The organism is Streptomyces sp. CRN 30 (assembly GCF_034105845.1).
The window spans coordinates 1-15,289 of record NZ_JAVRHI010000242.1; the positions used below are offsets into that span (position 1 = coordinate 1).

13 protein-coding genes and 2 pseudogenes are annotated in these 15,289 nt (G+C 73.3%); 12 read left to right on the forward strand and 3 right to left on the reverse strand.

The window, feature by feature from the left end:
• Both UW392_RS25815 and UW392_RS25820 read left to right on the forward strand, forming a co-directional pair.
• A pseudogene (locus tag UW392_RS25815) lies at nt 1-313 on the forward strand (sigma-70 family RNA polymerase sigma factor); the annotation flags it as partial.
• Nucleotides 314-353: 40 nt separating this feature from the next.
• Nucleotides 354-851, forward strand: coding sequence for a GNAT family N-acetyltransferase (locus UW392_RS25820; protein ID WP_320777515.1), 498 nt, complete (start codon nt 354-356; stop codon nt 849-851).
• Nucleotides 852-882: 31 nt separating this feature from the next.
• On the opposite strand, the gene UW392_RS25825 is transcribed toward UW392_RS25820, so the two are convergent.
• Both UW392_RS25825 and UW392_RS25830 read right to left on the reverse strand, forming a co-directional pair.
• A complete protein-coding gene (locus tag UW392_RS25825) occupies nt 883-1,245 on the reverse strand; it encodes a hypothetical protein (protein WP_320777527.1) in 363 nt (120 codons plus the stop codon).
• 88 nt (nt 1,246-1,333) lie between these two features.
• The gene (locus UW392_RS25830) at nt 1,334-1,693 is read right to left on the reverse strand and encodes a hypothetical protein (protein ID WP_320777516.1); all 360 of its coding nucleotides are present in this window, start codon (nt 1,691-1,693) and stop codon (nt 1,334-1,336) included.
• A 70-nt stretch (nt 1,694-1,763) separates the two neighbouring features.
• Here UW392_RS25830 and UW392_RS25835 point away from each other — a divergent pair, with 70 nt between their 5' ends.
• From UW392_RS25835 to UW392_RS25880, 10 genes are all read left to right on the forward strand, one after another.
• On the forward strand, nt 1,764-2,411 hold the full coding sequence (locus UW392_RS25835) for an HAD family hydrolase (RefSeq protein ID WP_320777517.1): 648 nt from the start codon (nt 1,764-1,766) through the stop codon (nt 2,409-2,411).
• 419 nt (nt 2,412-2,830) lie between these two features.
• Nucleotides 2,831-3,874 (forward strand): methionine ABC transporter ATP-binding protein, encoded by a 1,044-nt coding sequence (locus UW392_RS25840; protein WP_414496698.1) that lies wholly within the window; start codon nt 2,831-2,833, stop codon nt 3,872-3,874.
• Nucleotides 3,871-4,638 carry a methionine ABC transporter permease gene (locus UW392_RS25845; RefSeq protein WP_320777519.1) on the forward strand — a complete coding sequence of 256 codons (768 nt, stop codon included), beginning with the start codon at nt 3,871-3,873 and terminating at the stop codon, nt 4,636-4,638. The genes UW392_RS25840 and UW392_RS25845 overlap by 4 nt, the downstream gene beginning before the upstream one ends.
• 303 nt (nt 4,639-4,941) lie before the next feature.
• Nucleotides 4,942-5,772 (forward strand): MetQ/NlpA family ABC transporter substrate-binding protein, encoded by an 831-nt coding sequence (locus UW392_RS25850; protein WP_320777520.1) that lies wholly within the window; start codon nt 4,942-4,944, stop codon nt 5,770-5,772.
• Nucleotides 5,773-5,803: 31 nt separating this feature from the next.
• Nucleotides 5,804-6,640: a MetQ/NlpA family ABC transporter substrate-binding protein gene (locus UW392_RS25855; RefSeq protein WP_320777521.1), complete on the forward strand. Its 837-nt coding sequence runs from the start codon at nt 5,804-5,806 to the stop codon at nt 6,638-6,640.
• A gap of 150 nt (nt 6,641-6,790) precedes the next feature.
• Entirely contained in the window at nt 6,791-7,426 is a 636-nt protein-coding gene (locus UW392_RS25860) for a GNAT family N-acetyltransferase (RefSeq protein WP_320777522.1), read from the forward strand.
• Between the two features lie 145 nt (nt 7,427-7,571).
• Nucleotides 7,572-8,840 carry a precorrin-6y C5,15-methyltransferase (decarboxylating) subunit CbiE gene (gene cbiE / locus UW392_RS25865; RefSeq protein WP_320777523.1) on the forward strand — a complete coding sequence of 423 codons (1,269 nt, stop codon included), beginning with the start codon at nt 7,572-7,574 and terminating at the stop codon, nt 8,838-8,840.
• Nucleotides 8,841-9,164: 324 nt separating this feature from the next.
• A complete protein-coding gene (cobT, locus tag UW392_RS25870; RefSeq protein ID WP_320777524.1) occupies nt 9,165-12,719 on the forward strand; it encodes a nicotinate-nucleotide--dimethylbenzimidazole phosphoribosyltransferase in 3,555 nt (1,184 codons plus the stop codon).
• Nucleotides 12,720-12,885: 166 nt separating this feature from the next.
• On the forward strand, nt 12,886-14,127 hold the full coding sequence (gene cobA / locus UW392_RS25875) for a uroporphyrinogen-III C-methyltransferase (RefSeq protein WP_320777525.1): 1,242 nt from the start codon (nt 12,886-12,888) through the stop codon (nt 14,125-14,127).
• A gap of 28 nt (nt 14,128-14,155) precedes the next feature.
• Complete coding sequence (locus UW392_RS25880; RefSeq protein WP_320777526.1) at nt 14,156-14,974, forward strand: RNA methyltransferase; 819 nt, start codon at nt 14,156-14,158, stop codon at nt 14,972-14,974.
• 37 nt (nt 14,975-15,011) lie between these two features.
• Here UW392_RS25880 and UW392_RS25885 read toward each other — a convergent pair.
• A pseudogene (locus UW392_RS25885) lies at nt 15,012-15,289 on the reverse strand (serine/threonine protein kinase); the annotation flags it as partial.

Here is a 15,289-nt window from a genome sequence, read left to right on the forward strand (position 1 = left end):
CCGCACCCGCCGCACGGCCCGCCGCGAGCGCCCCTACGGGACGGAACCCGCCGACGACCGCCGGCCCGGGCCCGAACAGCAGGCACTCGCGGCCGCACGCCGCCGCGCGCTCCACTCCGCCGTCCGCCGGCTGCCCGGCCGGTGCCCCCGACTCCTCGCGGCCCTTCTGTCTCCCCGGGACCTCACGTATCGGGAGATCGCAGGTGAGTTGGGTATCTCACAGGGGAGTCTGGGACCGGAACGCTCCAGATGCCTGGGATGTCTGCGTCGAATGCTTGCCGTGGAGGTTGCGGCGCGCCCACCACGGGGATAGGTGTGGGGGACGACAACAGGTGAGCGGGAGGCGTGCACACATGGGCATGAGCGTGACCATCTCCGTGGCGGCCGAGCAGGACGCCGAGCAGATCTTCAGGCTGCAGTACCTGTGCTTCCAGAGCGAGGCCGCCCTCTACGGCAACTACCGCATCGACCCGCTCCTGCAGAGCCTCGAATCGGTCCGCGAGGAGGTCATCACGGACTGTGTGTTCGTGGCCCGGCTGGGCGAGGAGGTGGTCGGCTCCGTGCGCGGCGCGCTCACCGAGGACGGCACGGCCGCCATCGGCAAGCTCTGCGTCCATCCGAGGCTCCAGGGCCACGGCATCGGCGCCCGCCTGCTGCGCGCGGCCGAGGCCACCCTCGCCGAGGAGCACGGCGCCACCCGGTTCCGCCTGCACGCGGGCCACCGCAGCGAGGGCCGTCTGTACCAGCGCGTGGGCTACGAGAGCGTGGGCACCTCGAAGGGCGCGGACGGCGTCCCCATGATCGTCCTGGAGAAGGCGGCCCCGGCGCGGTCGTACGCGGCGACGGCCTGATCCCCGCTCCTGGGACCCCGTTACCGGGGTCTCAGGAGCGGGCGCCCTCGCGGAGCCAGTACATGGCCGTCAGCGGCAGCAGTACGGGGATGAAGAGGTAGCCCATCCCGTAGTCGGACCACACCGTCGCGTCCGGGAACGCGGACGGCTCCACCAGCGTCCACGTGCCCACGGCCAGCACGCCCACCAGCTCGGCGGCGCAGCACACCAGCGCCGCCCTGCGGGCCCGCTCGCCCCCGCGGACGAGGGAGTACGTGATGAAGCCGTAGACGAGGCCCGCGAGCGCGGAGAGCGAGTAGGCGAGCGGGGCGTGCTCGAACTCGGTGGAGATCTGCACGGCGGACCGCGAGACGGCGCCGACGACCATCACGCCGTACAGCCAGACGAGCAGCATGCCCGGCCCGCGGACGAGCCGCGTCCGTCCGGCCGTGCCGGGGGTTCCGTCGACGGCCCCGTCGGCGGTCCTGTCGGTGGGTGCCACCTCAGCCTCCCCAGATGTCGTAGAGCCGCACCTGCAGCACGGCGAGCACCACGCCGCCGGCCGCGACGGTCACGCTGCCCCAGCGGGTCCGCTCGGCCAGCGACATGAAGCCGGCCACGGGGACGCAGGCGAACGCCCCGAGCAGATACCCGACGAAGATCACGGTGCCCTGCTCCGGGTCCTCGCCGCGCGCCAGCTGCACGATGCCGACCACCAGCTGCACCAGTGCCAGCAGCGTCACCACGCCCATGCCGATGAAGTGCCAGTCCTTCGTCGGCTGGTCCCGGTAGGCGGCCCAGCCGCACCAGGCGGCGAGCAGCAGCGCGGCGACGGCGGTCGCGACCGTCAGGGCAACAAGCATGCCGTGACCCTATTACGGGCCAAAAGGCCCGACGGCCCCGCCCCCGGGCTGTCCCCGTAGGGTCGGGACCATGAGGATTCGTGCAGAAGCCATGTTGTTCGACAACGACGGGACGCTCGTCTCGTCCCTCGAGTCGGTGCAGCGGTGCTGGACCAGGTGGGCGGAGGAGTACGGGGTCACCGAGGCGTTCGCGCGCGTCGAGTTGCACGGGCGGACCGCCGCCGCGATAGCCGCCGACCTGGTGCCCGCCGCGGCCGTCCCCGCGGCCGTCGCCCGGATCGAGGAGCTGGAGGTGGAGGACGTTCCCAACGGCGGCGTCCACCTGCTCCCCGGCACCCGCGACCTCCTCGGCGCGCTCCCGGCCGACGTGTGGGCCGTCGTCACCTCCGCCACCCGGCGCCTGGCCGAGGCCCGCCTCGGCGCCGTCGGTATCCGGCCGAAGGCGATGATCTGCGCCGACGACGTCACGCGCGGCAAGCCCGACCCCGAGCCGTACCTCCTCGGGGCCCGTGAGCTGGGCGTCGACCCGGCCCGCTGTGTCGTCTTCGAGGACGCTCCGGCCGGGCTGCGGGCGGGCCGGGCCGCGGGCATGACCACCGTGGCGTTGGCCACAACCCACCGGGCCGACGAGCTGGAGGCCGACCTGGTCGTCGAGGACCTGTCCGCCCTGTCCGTGCTGGTCACCGAAGAGGGCATCGAGATCTCCGTACGGTCCTGACGGGTCCGGCGCGCCTCCGTGGGCGGGTGACGCCCCGACCGACGCCGTCCAGCATGTGGACGGCGTCCGTCGGTGGGGAACGTGTGTCTGGTTTACTGATCGCATGACCACGACGAGCGTCCGCACCCCGGCGACCGAGGCGACCCTGACGCCCGGTGCTCGTTGTATGTGTCGAATGTGTGCTTCCTAGAGGGCCCCCGCACCACGCAGAGCCTCGCGCCCCGAAGCGAGCGCCGCCCGGGTCCGCCGTACGCCTCGCGTACGCGCCCGAGCCACGCCCCGCGCACACGTTTCTCCTGGTCTCCCAGGTTGGCACCGCCACCGCGAGAACCGTGCAGCGTTCCGGCCGTTCCCGACCATGCATGCCCCGTGCCCGGCGCACACGAAGCGCCGCGCACTCGACAGTGACGGAAACCCCAGTGATCACCACAACGGGCCTCACCAAGGTCTACCGCTCGCGCGGCCGTGAGGTCACCGCCCTGGACGGCGTCGACCTCCACGTCCGCGAAGGCGAGGTGTACGGCGTCATCGGCCAGTCCGGCGCCGGCAAGTCCTCGCTGATCCGCTGCGTCAACCTGCTGGAGCGGCCCACGGCCGGCACGGTCAGCGTCGCCGGACAGGACCTCACCGCCCTCGCCGGCCGCGGCTCCCGCGCCGGCCGGGAGCTCCGCCGGGCGCGCAGCCGCATCGGCATGGTCTTCCAGCACTTCAACCTGCTCTCCTCGCGCACCGTGCAGGACAACGTCGAGCTGCCCCTCGAGATCCTCGGCGTCTCGGGGAAGGACCGCTCCCGCAAGGCCCTGGAACTGCTCGACCTGGTCGGTCTCGCCGACAAGGCCGCGTCCTACCCGGCACAGCTCTCCGGCGGCCAGAAGCAGCGCGTCGGCATCGCCCGCGCCCTGGCCGGCGACCCCAAGGTGCTGCTCTCCGACGAGGCCACCAGCGCCCTGGACCCGGAGACCACCCGCTCCATCCTCCAGCTGCTGCGCGACCTGAACCGGCAGCTCGGCCTGACCGTGCTCCTCATCACCCACGAGATGGACGTCGTCAAGAGCGTCTGCGACTCCGCCGCCCTCATGGAGAACGGCCGCATCGTCGAGTCGGGCACCGTCAGCGAACTCCTCGCGACCCCCGGCTCCGAGCTGGCCGCCGCCCTCTTCCCGGTCAGCGGCGAGGCCTCCGGGGAGGACCGCACCGTCGTCGACGTCACCTTCCACGGCGACGCGGCCGGCCGGCCCGTCATCTCGCAGCTCTCGCGCACCTACAACATCGACATATCGATCCTCGGCGCCGCGATGGACACCGTCGCCGGCAAGCAGGTCGGCCGCATGCGCATCGAGCTGCCCGGCCGCTACGAGGACAACGTCGTGCCGATCGGCTTCCTGCGCGAGCAGGGCCTGCAGATCGACGTCCAGGGCCGTGCGACCGAGCCCGTACCCGCCGAGGAAGGTGCCGCGAAGTGACCTGGTCCGAGATGCAGCCGCTGCTGGAGCAGGCGTGTTGGGACACCTTCTACATGGTGGGCTGGTCCACGCTCATCGCCGTCGTCGGCGGTCTCCCGCTCGGCATCCTGCTGGTGCTCACCGACCGCGGCGGACTCCTGCAGAACGTCGTGGCCAACAAGGTCATCGGGCAGGTCGTGAACGTGGCCCGCTCGCTGCCGTTCATCATCCTGATGGTCGCGCTGATGAGCTTCACCCGCTGGATCACCGGGACGACCATCGGCCGCGAGGCCGCGATCGTGCCGCTCGCCATCGGCGCCATCCCGTTCTTCGCGCGCCTGGTCGAGACGGCCGTCCGCGAGGTGGACCACGGCCTGGTGGAGGCCGTGCAGTCGATGGGCGGCAACATCTGGACCATCGTCCGCAAGGTGCTCGTCCCGGAGTCCCTGCCCTCCCTGATCTCGTCGGCCACCACCACCGTCGTCGCCCTCATCGGCTACTCCGCGATGGCCGGCACCGTCGGCGCCGGCGGCCTCGGCGACATCGCCATCCGGTACGGCTACCAGCGCTTCGAGACCGGGCTGATGTGGATCACCGTGGCGATCCTCGCGGTCGTCATCTCGGTCATCCAGTTCGCCGGTGACTTCGCCGCCCGCGGACTGCACCGGCGCGGCGGCCGCTCGGGCCCCGGCCCGAAGCTGCGGCTGCTGAAGGCCAAGGAGCCCGACAGCCCGGCGGCCGGGTCCACCGGGCCGGCCTCCACCGAGGTCGGCAAGGTCGCCTGAGCGTCGGGCGCGGCACCGGACGGCCGGTCCGGCCGCCCGGGCGGCGGACGCCCGAACGGCTGAACCGCCCAGGTGCCGTCCCCACGGCCGGAGCGGTGCCGCCGGACGTCCCGCCGGCCGGCGGCGTTCGCCCGAGCGGTCGAACCGCCCTGGCGGCCCGGCCGCCCCGGAGATCGAATCGCCACGGCGGGACCGAACCGGAGAAGGGACGCAGTCCTGCCCGCCGGTTCCGCTCCGTGCCCCGCCCCCAGTTCCCCCGTTCACCCAAGACGGGTCGCATCACCCACAGGAAAGGCACTTTTCGTGCGTAACACCGCCAAGATCACCACCGTCCTCGCCGCCGGAGCCCTCACCTTCGGGCTGACCGCCTGCGGCTCGGGAGACTCCGACTCCGGTTCCGACGACGCGAGCGGTCCGCTCGTCGTCGCCGCGAGCCCCGTCCCGCACGCCGAGATCCTCAACTTCGTCAGGGACAACCTGGCCGAGGACGCGGGGCTGGAGCTGGAGGTCAAGGAGTTCACCGACTACGTCACGCCGAACACGGCGACGGAGGACGGCTCCGTGGACGCCAACTACTTCCAGAACCAGCCGTACCTCGACGACTTCAACAAGAAGAACGGCACCCACATCGTGCCCGTCGTCACGGTGCACCTGGAGCCGCTCGGCCTGTACTCCAACAAGGTGGACAAGGCAGACGACCTGAAGAGCGGTGCGACCATCGCCGTCCCGAACGACACCGTCAACGAGGCGCGCGCCCTCAAGCTCCTCGCAGACAATGGGCTCATCACGCTCAAGGACGGCGTGGGCAGCGAGGCGACCCCCGCGGACATCGCGGAGAACCCCAAGAACCTCAAGTTCAAGGAGCTCGAGGCGGCCCAGACCCCGCGCTCCCTGGACGACGTGGACGCCGCCGTGGTGAACGGCAACTACGCCATCGAGTCCGACCTCAAGCCCGCCGAGGACGCCCTCGTCCTGGAGTCCGCCGACAACAGCCCGTACGGCAACTTCCTCGCCGTGAAGGAGGGCAACGAGGACGACCCGCGGGTGACGAAGCTCAAGGAGCTCCTCACCTCCGACGAGGTGAGGAAGTTCATCGAGGACGAGTACGACGGCTCCGTCATCGCCTCCTTCTGAGCGATCCGCGAGCACCTGGGAAAGAGTGAACATGCGCAAGACCGTCCTGCCCGCGGCGGCCGGAATGCTGGCCCTCGGCCTCGCCCTCACCGCCTGCGGTTCGGGCACGGACTCCGCCGGGAGCGGCGGTGGCGCCGACGACACGCTCGTCGTCGGTGCCACCCCGGTCCCGGCCGGCGAGGTCCTCACGTACATCAAGGACGACCTCGCCGAGAAGGCGGGCCTGAAGCTGGAGGTCAAGGAGTTCACGGACTACGTCCTGCCGAACACCGCGCTCCAGGAAGGCTCCCTCGACGCGAACCTGTACCAGCACGAGCCGTTCCTGAAGGACTTCAACGAGTCCAAGGGCACGGAGCTGGTCGCGGTCGCACCGGTCTACCTGCCGCCCATGGGCGTCTACTCCAAGAAGGTCGAGGACGTCACCGAGCTCGCCGACGGGGCCACCGTCGCCGTGCCCAACGACACCACCAACGAGGGCCGCGCCCTGGACCTGCTCGTCGCCGAGGGCCTCATCACGCTCAAGGACGACGCGGGCGCCGACGCGTCCCCCGCGGACATCGCCGAGAACCCCAAGGGCCTGGAGTTCAGGGAACTGGAGCCGGCCCAGCTGCCGCGCTCGCTCGACGACGTGGACGCCGCGGTCATCAACAACAACTACGCCCAGGACGCGGGCCTCAGTCCCGCGGAGGACGCGATCCTGCTGGAGTCCGCGACCGACAACCCGTACACCAACGTCCTCGCCGTCAAGCGCGGCGACGAGGACGATCCCCGGGTGGAGAAGCTCGTCACGCTGCTCCATTCCGCCGAGGTGAGGAAGTTCATCGAGGACAAGTACGCGGGCTCGGTCCTGCCCGTCACCTCCGGCTGACGCACCACGCACCGCACCACCGGGTGGAGCGCGCCCTCCGGGCGACGGGGCCGGACCCGGTGGTGCGGTTCGGTGCTTTCATGCTGCATGCTGGGCAGTTCAGCAGGACCCGGCAGGGACCCGTGGTTTTCGAAGGTTACGGAGCGGCGCATGACTACCACCTTCCCCGACATCTCCCTGAGCACGGAGCGGTTGGTACTGCGCCCCCTCGACGAGGACGACGTCCCGGCCCTCACCGAGATGATGAACGACGAGCTGGTCGCGGCCTGGACGGACGTGCCCCAGCCCTTCACCGAGGACGCCGCCCGCGCCTGGCTCACGGAGTACACACCCGGCGAACGCACCGCGGGCCACGGCCTCCACCTCGCCGTCGCCGAGTTCCTGACCCAGCGGCTGGTCGGCCTGATCCAGCTGACCCGGACGGACTGGCAGGTGCGCGGCACGGAACTGTCGTACGTCGTCGCCCCCTGGGCGCGCGGCGAGGGCTACGCCGCCGAGGCGGCGCTCGCCACCGCGCAATGGCTGTTCCACGAGCAGAAGTTCGAGCGCATCGAGCTGCGCACGGCCGCCGACAACACCGCCGCCCAGCAGGTCGCCCAGAAGATCGGCTGCATCAGCGAGGGCGTCCTGCGCAACGCCTGCATAGCGCGTGCGCGGACCGACGAGGGGTGGATCGACGTGCGTACCGACTACATCGTCTGGAGCCTGCTCCCCGAGGACCTCGAGGGCGTCAGCGAGGAACTGGCCGACACCGGCGGTTTCACGTCGTTCTCGCACTGGAACTGAGCCGTTCCCGCACGGGGCCGCACCCGCCCCGGCCCCTGACGCACGACCGGCGCGGCAGCCTCCCGGGTCGACCAGGTACCCTCACGGAGCCCGGTTCGGGCGCCCCCCACGCTCTTGCCGCACGCACCACTGGAGACTGACGACGATGGCCGACCGGGTCACGGTGATCGGCTGGGACGGCTCGCCGTTGACCGCCGCGGCACGCTCCGCCCTCGGCGCCGCCACCCTGGTGGCCGGGGCCGCCCACCATCTGGCGCTCCCCGAGATCCCCCCGTCCGCCGAACACGTCCGGCTCGGCAGCGTCGCGCTCGCCGCCCGCCGCATCGCCGGCCACCGCGGCACCGCCGTCGTCCTCGCCGACGGGGACCCGGGCTTCTTCGGCGTCGTCCGCACCCTGCGCGCCCCCGAGTTCGGCCTGGAGGTCGAGGTGGTGCCCGGCGTCTCCGCCGTGGCCGCGGCCTTCGCGCGCGCGGGCATGCCCTGGGACGACGCCCAGGTGGTCGTCGCCCACCCCCGCACCCTGCGCCGCGCGGTGAACGTCTGCCGCGCCCACCACAAGGTCGCCGTGCTCACCGCGCCCGGCGCCGGACCCGCCGAGCTGGGCCTGCTGCTCGAGGGCGTCCACCGCACCTTCGTCATCTGCGAGGAACTCGGTACCGACCGCGACCGCGTCACCGTCGTCACCTCCGACAAGGCCGCCGACCACACCTGGCGCGACCCCAACGTCGTCATCGTCATGGGCGGCCCCGTCGCCCCGGCCGAGGACGGCGGCTGGATCGCCGGCCGCGACCCCGCCGCCGGGCCCCGCGGCTGGGCCCTGCCCGCCGAGGTGTACGGCGGCGGGCTCGGCGAGGGCGAGACCGAAGTGGTGCGCGCCGCCCAACTCGCCCGCCTCGGACCGCGCACGGGCGACCTGGTGTGGGACATCGGCTGCGGCAGCGGCGCCTTCGCCACGGAGGCCGCGCGCTGCGGCGCCGCCGTCATCGCCGTCGACCACGACGCCGACGCCTGCGGCCGTACGTCGCTGGCGGCCCGCCGGCACGGCGTCCAGCTGCAGGTCGTGCACGGCACCGCCCCGCATGTCCTGGAGAACCTGCCCGAACCCGATGTCGTCCGCGTCGGATGCGGCTCAGCGGCGGTCGTCTCGGCCGTCGCCGACCGGCGCCCGGAGCGCATCGTCACGCACGCCGCGACCCGCGACGCAGCCGAACTCATCGGCAGGTCCCTGTCGGAGCACGGCTACGACGTCGGTTGCGCCCTCCTGCAGTCCGTCGAACTCGACACCCGGGCCTGGACGGAGAAGGAGCGGAGCGTCGCCTTCCTGCTCACGGGTCAACTCCAGCGGCGCGACGGGAGGGGAGCGGAGGGCCGTCCGGACGTTCCCCGTGATCCGGTCGTCCGGCCGGCGCGGTAGGCTGGCCGATCGTCGTACCGCATTTCGGCACCTTCATGCTTCGTAGGCCAATGTCCGGAAAGCGTGCCCGTTTTGGTGCCGTGTGCGGTAGGGCGGTACCGAAGGGACGCGCAACGTGGCGCAGTCCACAGCGGGCCGTCGCGGATCAAGCTGACGCGACGGCGGAGCGACCGGGACAATGCCGGTGAACGGTCTTTGTCGTCCGTGCGGACGGGTCGTTTCGTGCCGCTCGGCACGCACGCTCGTTCTTCATCGCGGGGCGGTCGGTGCGCCGTTCCGGGCCAGCTGGACCAGAAGCACTTACCGATCGGCGAGGGGTTACGCATGACCGACACCGGCCAGGTCCCGGGCGAGGGACTGCCGGAGAGCGCAGGCATGGTGGAGCAGCCGGGCGTCCACGCGCCGGGTGCGTACACCTACCTCTCCGAGACCTCCGCCGAGGACGAAGAGCTGCTGCTGCCGGGGGCGCAGGGCGCCTGGGGCAACGAGGTGCCGCCACCCGCTCCCGAGCCGGTCGTCCAGGTCGTGCACGAGCCGGGTCCGCACGAGACGGACGGCCGGGACAGCGGAGCGGTGGACCTGAGCGCCGTCCGTACGTCCGAGACGCGCCCCGTCGCCCCCGGGGCCGCGCCCTTCCGCGCGCCGGTCGCGGCGCCCGTGCCCCAGTCGCCGGTCACCCGCCGCCCTCCCTACCTGGCCCCGCCGACCCCGGGCACCACCCCCAGCCCCGTCCGGTCCCTCGCCGACCGCGGCCCGGCCGGCGCTCCGACGCCGCCCGCCGCCGTACGGCACGCCGCACCGCCCGCGAGCGGCCCCGAGTACCTGGATGCGCCCCAGCACGCGGAGGCCACCACCGGGGCGTCGCCCTGGGTCACCGTGCCGGCGGCGGCTCCGGTGGCGGTTCCGGTGACCGCTCCGGCGCCCGCTCCGGTCCCGGAGGCTCCGGCTCCGGTTGCGACTGCGGCTCCAGCTGCGGAGGCGGCCGAGGACGAGGCGGTCGAGGGCGAGGCGGTAGCGACGCAGACCGTGCCGACCGAGCAGACCGTGCAGGACACCGAGGTCCAGCCGGAGCCGGAGCCGCAGCCTGAACCGGCCCCCGGGACCGCACCGGCTCCGCAGGCCGAGCAGCCCGCGGAGACGGAGGCCGAGGTCGAGGTCGAGGTCGCCGTGGCCGTGGACGGCCCGGCGGCCGGACAGGAAGAGCCGGCCGAGCAGAGCCGGAGCCAGGAGCCGACGCAGGAGCAGGAGCAGCAGCCCGCACACGAACTCCCGGTCGCCGAGGTGCCCCAGGCCGTCCAGGTCGCCGACGCCCCGGACGTGGCGGACGTGGCGGAAGCCCAGCCCGAAGCCCAGCCGCAGCCCGTCGAGCAGGACGCGCAGCCCACCGAGCAGGACGCCCGGCCCGTGGACGACCGGCCTGCCCCCGCGGCGGACGAAGCCGTCGTCCCCGCTCCGGATGCCGCCCTCCCGCCGGAGGAGGAGCAGCCGCCGGCACCCGCCGCCGAGGAGCAGGCCGGTCAGCAGGCGCAGGAAGCCCAAGAGGCCGTGCCCGCCGTCCCCGTCGAGGAAGACGTCGCGCCGCTCGAGGCCGTCGCCGAGGCGGCCCCCACGGCCCCGGCCGCCCACGCCGTGCCTCTGCCGGACGCCGTGCCCTCGGCCCAGCCACTGCCCGACGAGCAGCCGCTCCAGACCGACGAGCAGCCGGTCCGCACCGAGCAGCTGCTTCACCCCGAGCAGCCGCCGCAGGTGGAACAGCCCCGGGAAGCCCAGCCCACGGATGAGCCGGAGGTGACCGACGCGGAGCAGCCGCTCGCGGAGGAGGCACCCGGCGCCACGGTCCCCGCCCCTCGCCGGCCCGAGGCACCCGCCACGGCCGAGCCCGCGCCGGAACCCGCGGCTCCCCACGACGCGGTGCACCCCGCCGAGCTGCACCCCGACGTCGCGCAGAGCGCGGAGGACCTGGACACCAGGGCCGCCGACCAGGAGGACCAGGAGGACCAGGCGCCTCAGCAGGACCTGGCACCTCGGCAGGCCCCGGCACACCAGCAGCACCAGGAAGACCACCACCAGCAGCACCACCAGCACCACCAGGAAAACCAGGAAGAAGTGAGCACGGCCGCCGTGGCAGAAGCCCGAGAGCCCATCGGCCCCGCCGCCCCCGGCTACGACGACGCCGAGCGCGAAGCCGTGCTGCGCGTGATGCGCGAGCGCCGGGACGTCCGCAACGGCTTCCGTAGCGACCCCATCCCGCACGAGGTGCTGCTCCGCGTCCTGGAGGCGGCCCACACCGCGCCGTCGGTCGGGCACTCGCAGCCCTGGGACTTCGTCGTCATCCGCTCGGCGGAGACCCGGCGCGCGATGCACGAACTCGCCCAGCGCCAGCGGGACGCGTACGCGAAGTCGCTGCCCAAGGGCCGCGCCAAGCAGTTCAAGGAACTGAAGATCGAGGCCATCCTCGACACCCCGGTCAACATCGTCGTCACCGCCGACCCCACCCGCGGCGGCCGTCACACCCTGGGCCGCCACACGCAGCCGCAGATGGCGCCGTACTCCTCCGCGCTCGCGGTGGAGAACCTCTGGCTCGCGGCCCGCGCCGAGGGACTCGGCGTCGGCTGGGTCAGCTTCTTCGACGAGCGCGAGATGGTCCGCGTGCTCGGCCTGCCCGAGCACCTGGAGGTCGTGGCCTACCTGTGCGTCGGGTACGTCGACGAGTTCCCGGACGAACCCGAGCTGATGCAGGCGGGCTGGTCCAAGCGCCGCCCGCTGTCCTGGGTCGTGCACGAGGAGACGTACGGCCGCCGCGCGCTGCCCGGCGCCGAGCCGCACGACCTGCTCGCCGAGACCGTCGCCGGCATCCGCCCGCTGGACGCCAAGGCGCTCGGCGAGGCCTGGGAGCGGCAGAAGCGCATGACGAAGCCGGCCGGCGCGCTCGGCATGCTGGAGATCATCTCCGCGCAGCTGTCCGGCCTGTCACGCCAGTGCCCGCCGCCGATCCCGGAGCCCGCGGCCGTCGCGGTCTTCGCGGGCGACCACGGGGTGCACGCCCAGGGCGTCACCCCCTGGCCGCAGGAGGTCACGGCCCAGATGGTGGCCAACTTCCTGGGCGGGGGAGCGGTCTGCAACGCCTTCGCCACCCAGGTGGGCGCGGAGGTGTGCGTGGTGGACGTGGGCGTGGCCGCCGAGCTGCCCGCGACCCCGGGGCTGCTGCCCCGCAAGGTCCGCGCGGGCACGGCCGACATGACGACCGGTCCCGCGCTGACCCGCGAGGAGGTCAAGCAGGCCATCGAGGTCGGCATCGAGACCGCCCGCGACCTGGTGGCGGCGGGCAACAAGGCGCTGCTCACCGGTGAGATGGGCATCGCCAACACCACGGCGTCGGCCGCGCTGATCTCGGTGTTCGCGGACACCGATCCCGCCGAGGTCACCGGTCGCGGCACGGGCATCAACGACGAGACCCTCGCCCGCAAGACCGAGGTGGTGCGCCGTGCCATCGAGCTGCACCAGCCGGACCCGGCCGACCCGATCGGCGTGCTCGCCGCGTTCGGCGGCCTGGAGCACGCCGCGATGGTGGGCCTGCTGCTGGGCGGCGCGTCGCTGCGTACGCCGGTGATCCTGGACGGGGTCAGCGCGGGCGCCGCCGCCCTGGTGGCCCGCGCCATCGCCCCCGAGGTCCTGGCGGCCTGCATCGCGGGCCACCGCAGCGCGGAGCCGGGCCACGTGGCGGCCCTGAAGAAGCTGGGCCTGCGCCCCCTGGTCGACCTGGACCTGCGCCTCGGCGAGGGCACGGGCGCGCTCCTGGCCCTGCCGATGATCCAGAGCACGGCGCGGGCGATGCACGAGGTGGCGACGTTCGACTCGGCGGGAGTGACGGAGAAGTAGGCCCGGCAGGGCCGTACCGGCGGGAACCGGGGGTGACGCCCCCGGTCCCCGCATTTAAAATGCGCACGTCAGGGGCGCTCCGATGCCGCAGCACCCAGAGCTGTGGTAGCCCGTGCCGCAGCACCCGTCCCGCAGTAGCCCCGCAGGAAGCCGTACGCCGATGCCCATGGCCGAACACCCCGCCTACCCCGTAGGCCTCCGCCTCACCGGCCGCCGAGTGGTGGTCCTCGGCGGCGGCCAGGTCGCCCAGCGCCGCCTCCCGGCGCTGATCGCGGCGGGCGCCGACGTCCTCCTGGTGTCCCCCACAGCCACCCCCTCGGTCGAGGCGATGGCGGACGTGGGCGAGATCACCTGGGAGCGGCGCCCCTACGCCGACGGCGATCTCGCCGAGGCCTGGTACGCACTCATCGCCACCAGCGACCCCGCCGCCAACGCCGCCGCCTCCACCGAGGCCGACCGCCGGCGCGTGTGGTGCGTACGGTCCGACGACGCCGACGCCGCCACGGCCTGGACCCCGGCGACGGGACACAGCGAGGGCGTCACGGTCGCCGTCCTCACCACCAGCGCGAGCGACCGCGACCCGCGCCGCACCGCCGCCATCCGTGACGCCGTGGTCGAGGGCCTGCGCGACGGCACCCTCGTCGCCCCGCAGCACCGCACCCGCACCCCCGGCGTCGCCCTCGTCGGCGGTGGTCCCGGCGACCCGGACCTGATCACCGTGCGCGGCCGCCGCCTCCTCGCCGAGGCCGACGTCGTCATCGCCGACCGGCTCGGCCCGCGCGACCTGCTCGCCGAACTGCCGCCGCACGTCGAGGTGATCGACGCGGCGAAGATCCCCTACGGCCGGTTCATGGCCCAGGAAGCGATCAACAACGCGCTCGTCGAGCACGCCAAGCAGGGCAAGTCGGTCGTACGGCTGAAGGGCGGCGACCCGTTCGTCTTCGGTCGCGGCATGGAGGAGGTCCAGGCGCTCGCCGAGGCCGGCATCCCCTGCACGGTCGTCCCCGGCATCTCCAGCTCGATCTCGGTGCCGGGCGCGGCCGGCATCCCGGTCACCCACCGGGGCGTCGCCCATGAGTTCACCGTGGTCAGCGGCCATGTGGCGCCGGACGACGCGCGCTCCCTGGTCGACTGGCCGGCGCTGGCGAAGGCGCGCGGCACGCTGGTCGTCCTGATGGGCGTCGACAAGATCGGCAGAATCGCGGAGACCCTGGTCGCGCACGGCAGGCCCGCGGACACCCCGGTCGCCCTGGTCCAGGAGGGCACCACGGCCGCGCAGCGCCGGGTGGACGCCACCCTCGCCACGGTCGCGGAGACCGTGGTGGCCCAGGACGTGCGGCCGCCCGCGGTGATCGTCATCGGTGAGGTCGTGCGCGTGGGGCCGGGCACCGCCCCCGGCCGGCCGTAGGGAACACAGGGAACGAGGCAGCACGACCGTGGCCGAACTGATCACCATCGACGACCCCGACGACCCGCGCCTGCACGACTACACGGGCCTGACCGACGTGGAGCTGCGCCGTCGGCGCGAACCCGCGGAGGGCCTGTTCATCGCCGAGGGCGAGAAGGTCATCAGGCGGGCCGTCGACGCCGGTTACCCGATGCGTTCGATGCTGCTCTCCGCCAAGTGGGTCGAGGTCATGCGCGACGTCGTCGAGGACTTCCCCGCGCCGGTGTACGTGGTGGAGCCCGCGCTCGCCGAGCGCGTCACCGGCTACCACGTGCACCGCGGCGCCCTCGCCTCCATGGAGCGCAAGCCGCTGCCGGCGGCTGCGTCGGTGCTGGGGACCGCCCGCCGGGTCGTGGTCATGGAGTCGGTCAACGACCACACCAACATCGGCGCGATCTTCCGCTCGGCCGCCGCCCTGGGCATGGACGCGGTCCTGCTCTCCCCTACTTGCGCGGACCCGCTGTACCGGCGCAGCGTGAAGGTCTCCATGGGCGCGGTCTTCGCGGTGCCCTACGCACGGCTGGAGGCCTGGCCGAAGGACCTGTACGCGGTCCGCGAGGCGGGCTTCACGCTCCTCGCGCTCACCCCGGACGCCAGCGCCAGGACCCTCGACGAGGCGGCCCCGCACCGCATGGACCGGGTCGCCCTGATGCTCGGCGCCGAGGGCGACGGCCTGTCCCGGAAGGCCCTGACCGCGGCGGACGAACGCGTCCGCATCCCCATGGCCCACGGCGTCGACTCGCTCAACGTGGGCGCGGCGGCGGCGGTCGCCTTCTACGCGGTGACGGCGGGCCGCCCGGACGCCTGACCCCGGGGCACGGGCAGGTCCCGGCGCGCCCGGAGGCTCAGTCGCCGTCCGCGGTGGAGGCGAACCGCTCGCGCGTCTCCTCGCCCACCAGCGGCTCGTACGACTGCTCCTGCCGTACGTCCTCCCGCACGCGCCCGTCGCCCATCGACCGCTCCGGCCCCTGACAGCCCTGCGCGAGGGCGATGCCCAGCGCCACCAGCAGCGTCACCACGACGAAGACGACGATCCGCTGGCGCAGCAGCCGCGGGTTGGCGGGCCGCCGCCCGCCGGTGCCGTTGGTGCGGGGCGCGGGACGGCCGGCGCCGGAGCGCGGTG

Excerpts from the sequence above, each read along its gene's own strand:
- UW392_RS25820 (WP_320777515.1), top strand. The coding sequence starts at position 354 with ATGGGCATGAGCGTGACCATCTCCGTGGCGGCCGAGCAGGACGCCGAG.
- UW392_RS25825 (WP_320777527.1), bottom strand. The coding sequence starts at position 1,245 with ATGCTGCTCGTCTGGCTGTACGGCGTGATGGTCGTCGGCGCCGTCTCG.
- UW392_RS25830 (WP_320777516.1), bottom strand. The coding sequence starts at position 1,693 with ATGCTTGTTGCCCTGACGGTCGCGACCGCCGTCGCCGCGCTGCTGCTC.
- UW392_RS25835 (WP_320777517.1), top strand. The coding sequence starts at position 1,764 with ATGAGGATTCGTGCAGAAGCCATGTTGTTCGACAACGACGGGACGCTC.
- UW392_RS25855 (WP_320777521.1), top strand. The coding sequence starts at position 5,804 with ATGCGCAAGACCGTCCTGCCCGCGGCGGCCGGAATGCTGGCCCTCGGC.
- UW392_RS25860 (WP_320777522.1), top strand. The coding sequence starts at position 6,791 with ATGACTACCACCTTCCCCGACATCTCCCTGAGCACGGAGCGGTTGGTA.
- cbiE (WP_320777523.1), top strand. The coding sequence starts at position 7,572 with ATGGCCGACCGGGTCACGGTGATCGGCTGGGACGGCTCGCCGTTGACC.
- cobT (WP_320777524.1), top strand. The coding sequence starts at position 9,165 with ATGACCGACACCGGCCAGGTCCCGGGCGAGGGACTGCCGGAGAGCGCA.
- cobA (WP_320777525.1), top strand. The coding sequence starts at position 12,886 with ATGGCCGAACACCCCGCCTACCCCGTAGGCCTCCGCCTCACCGGCCGC.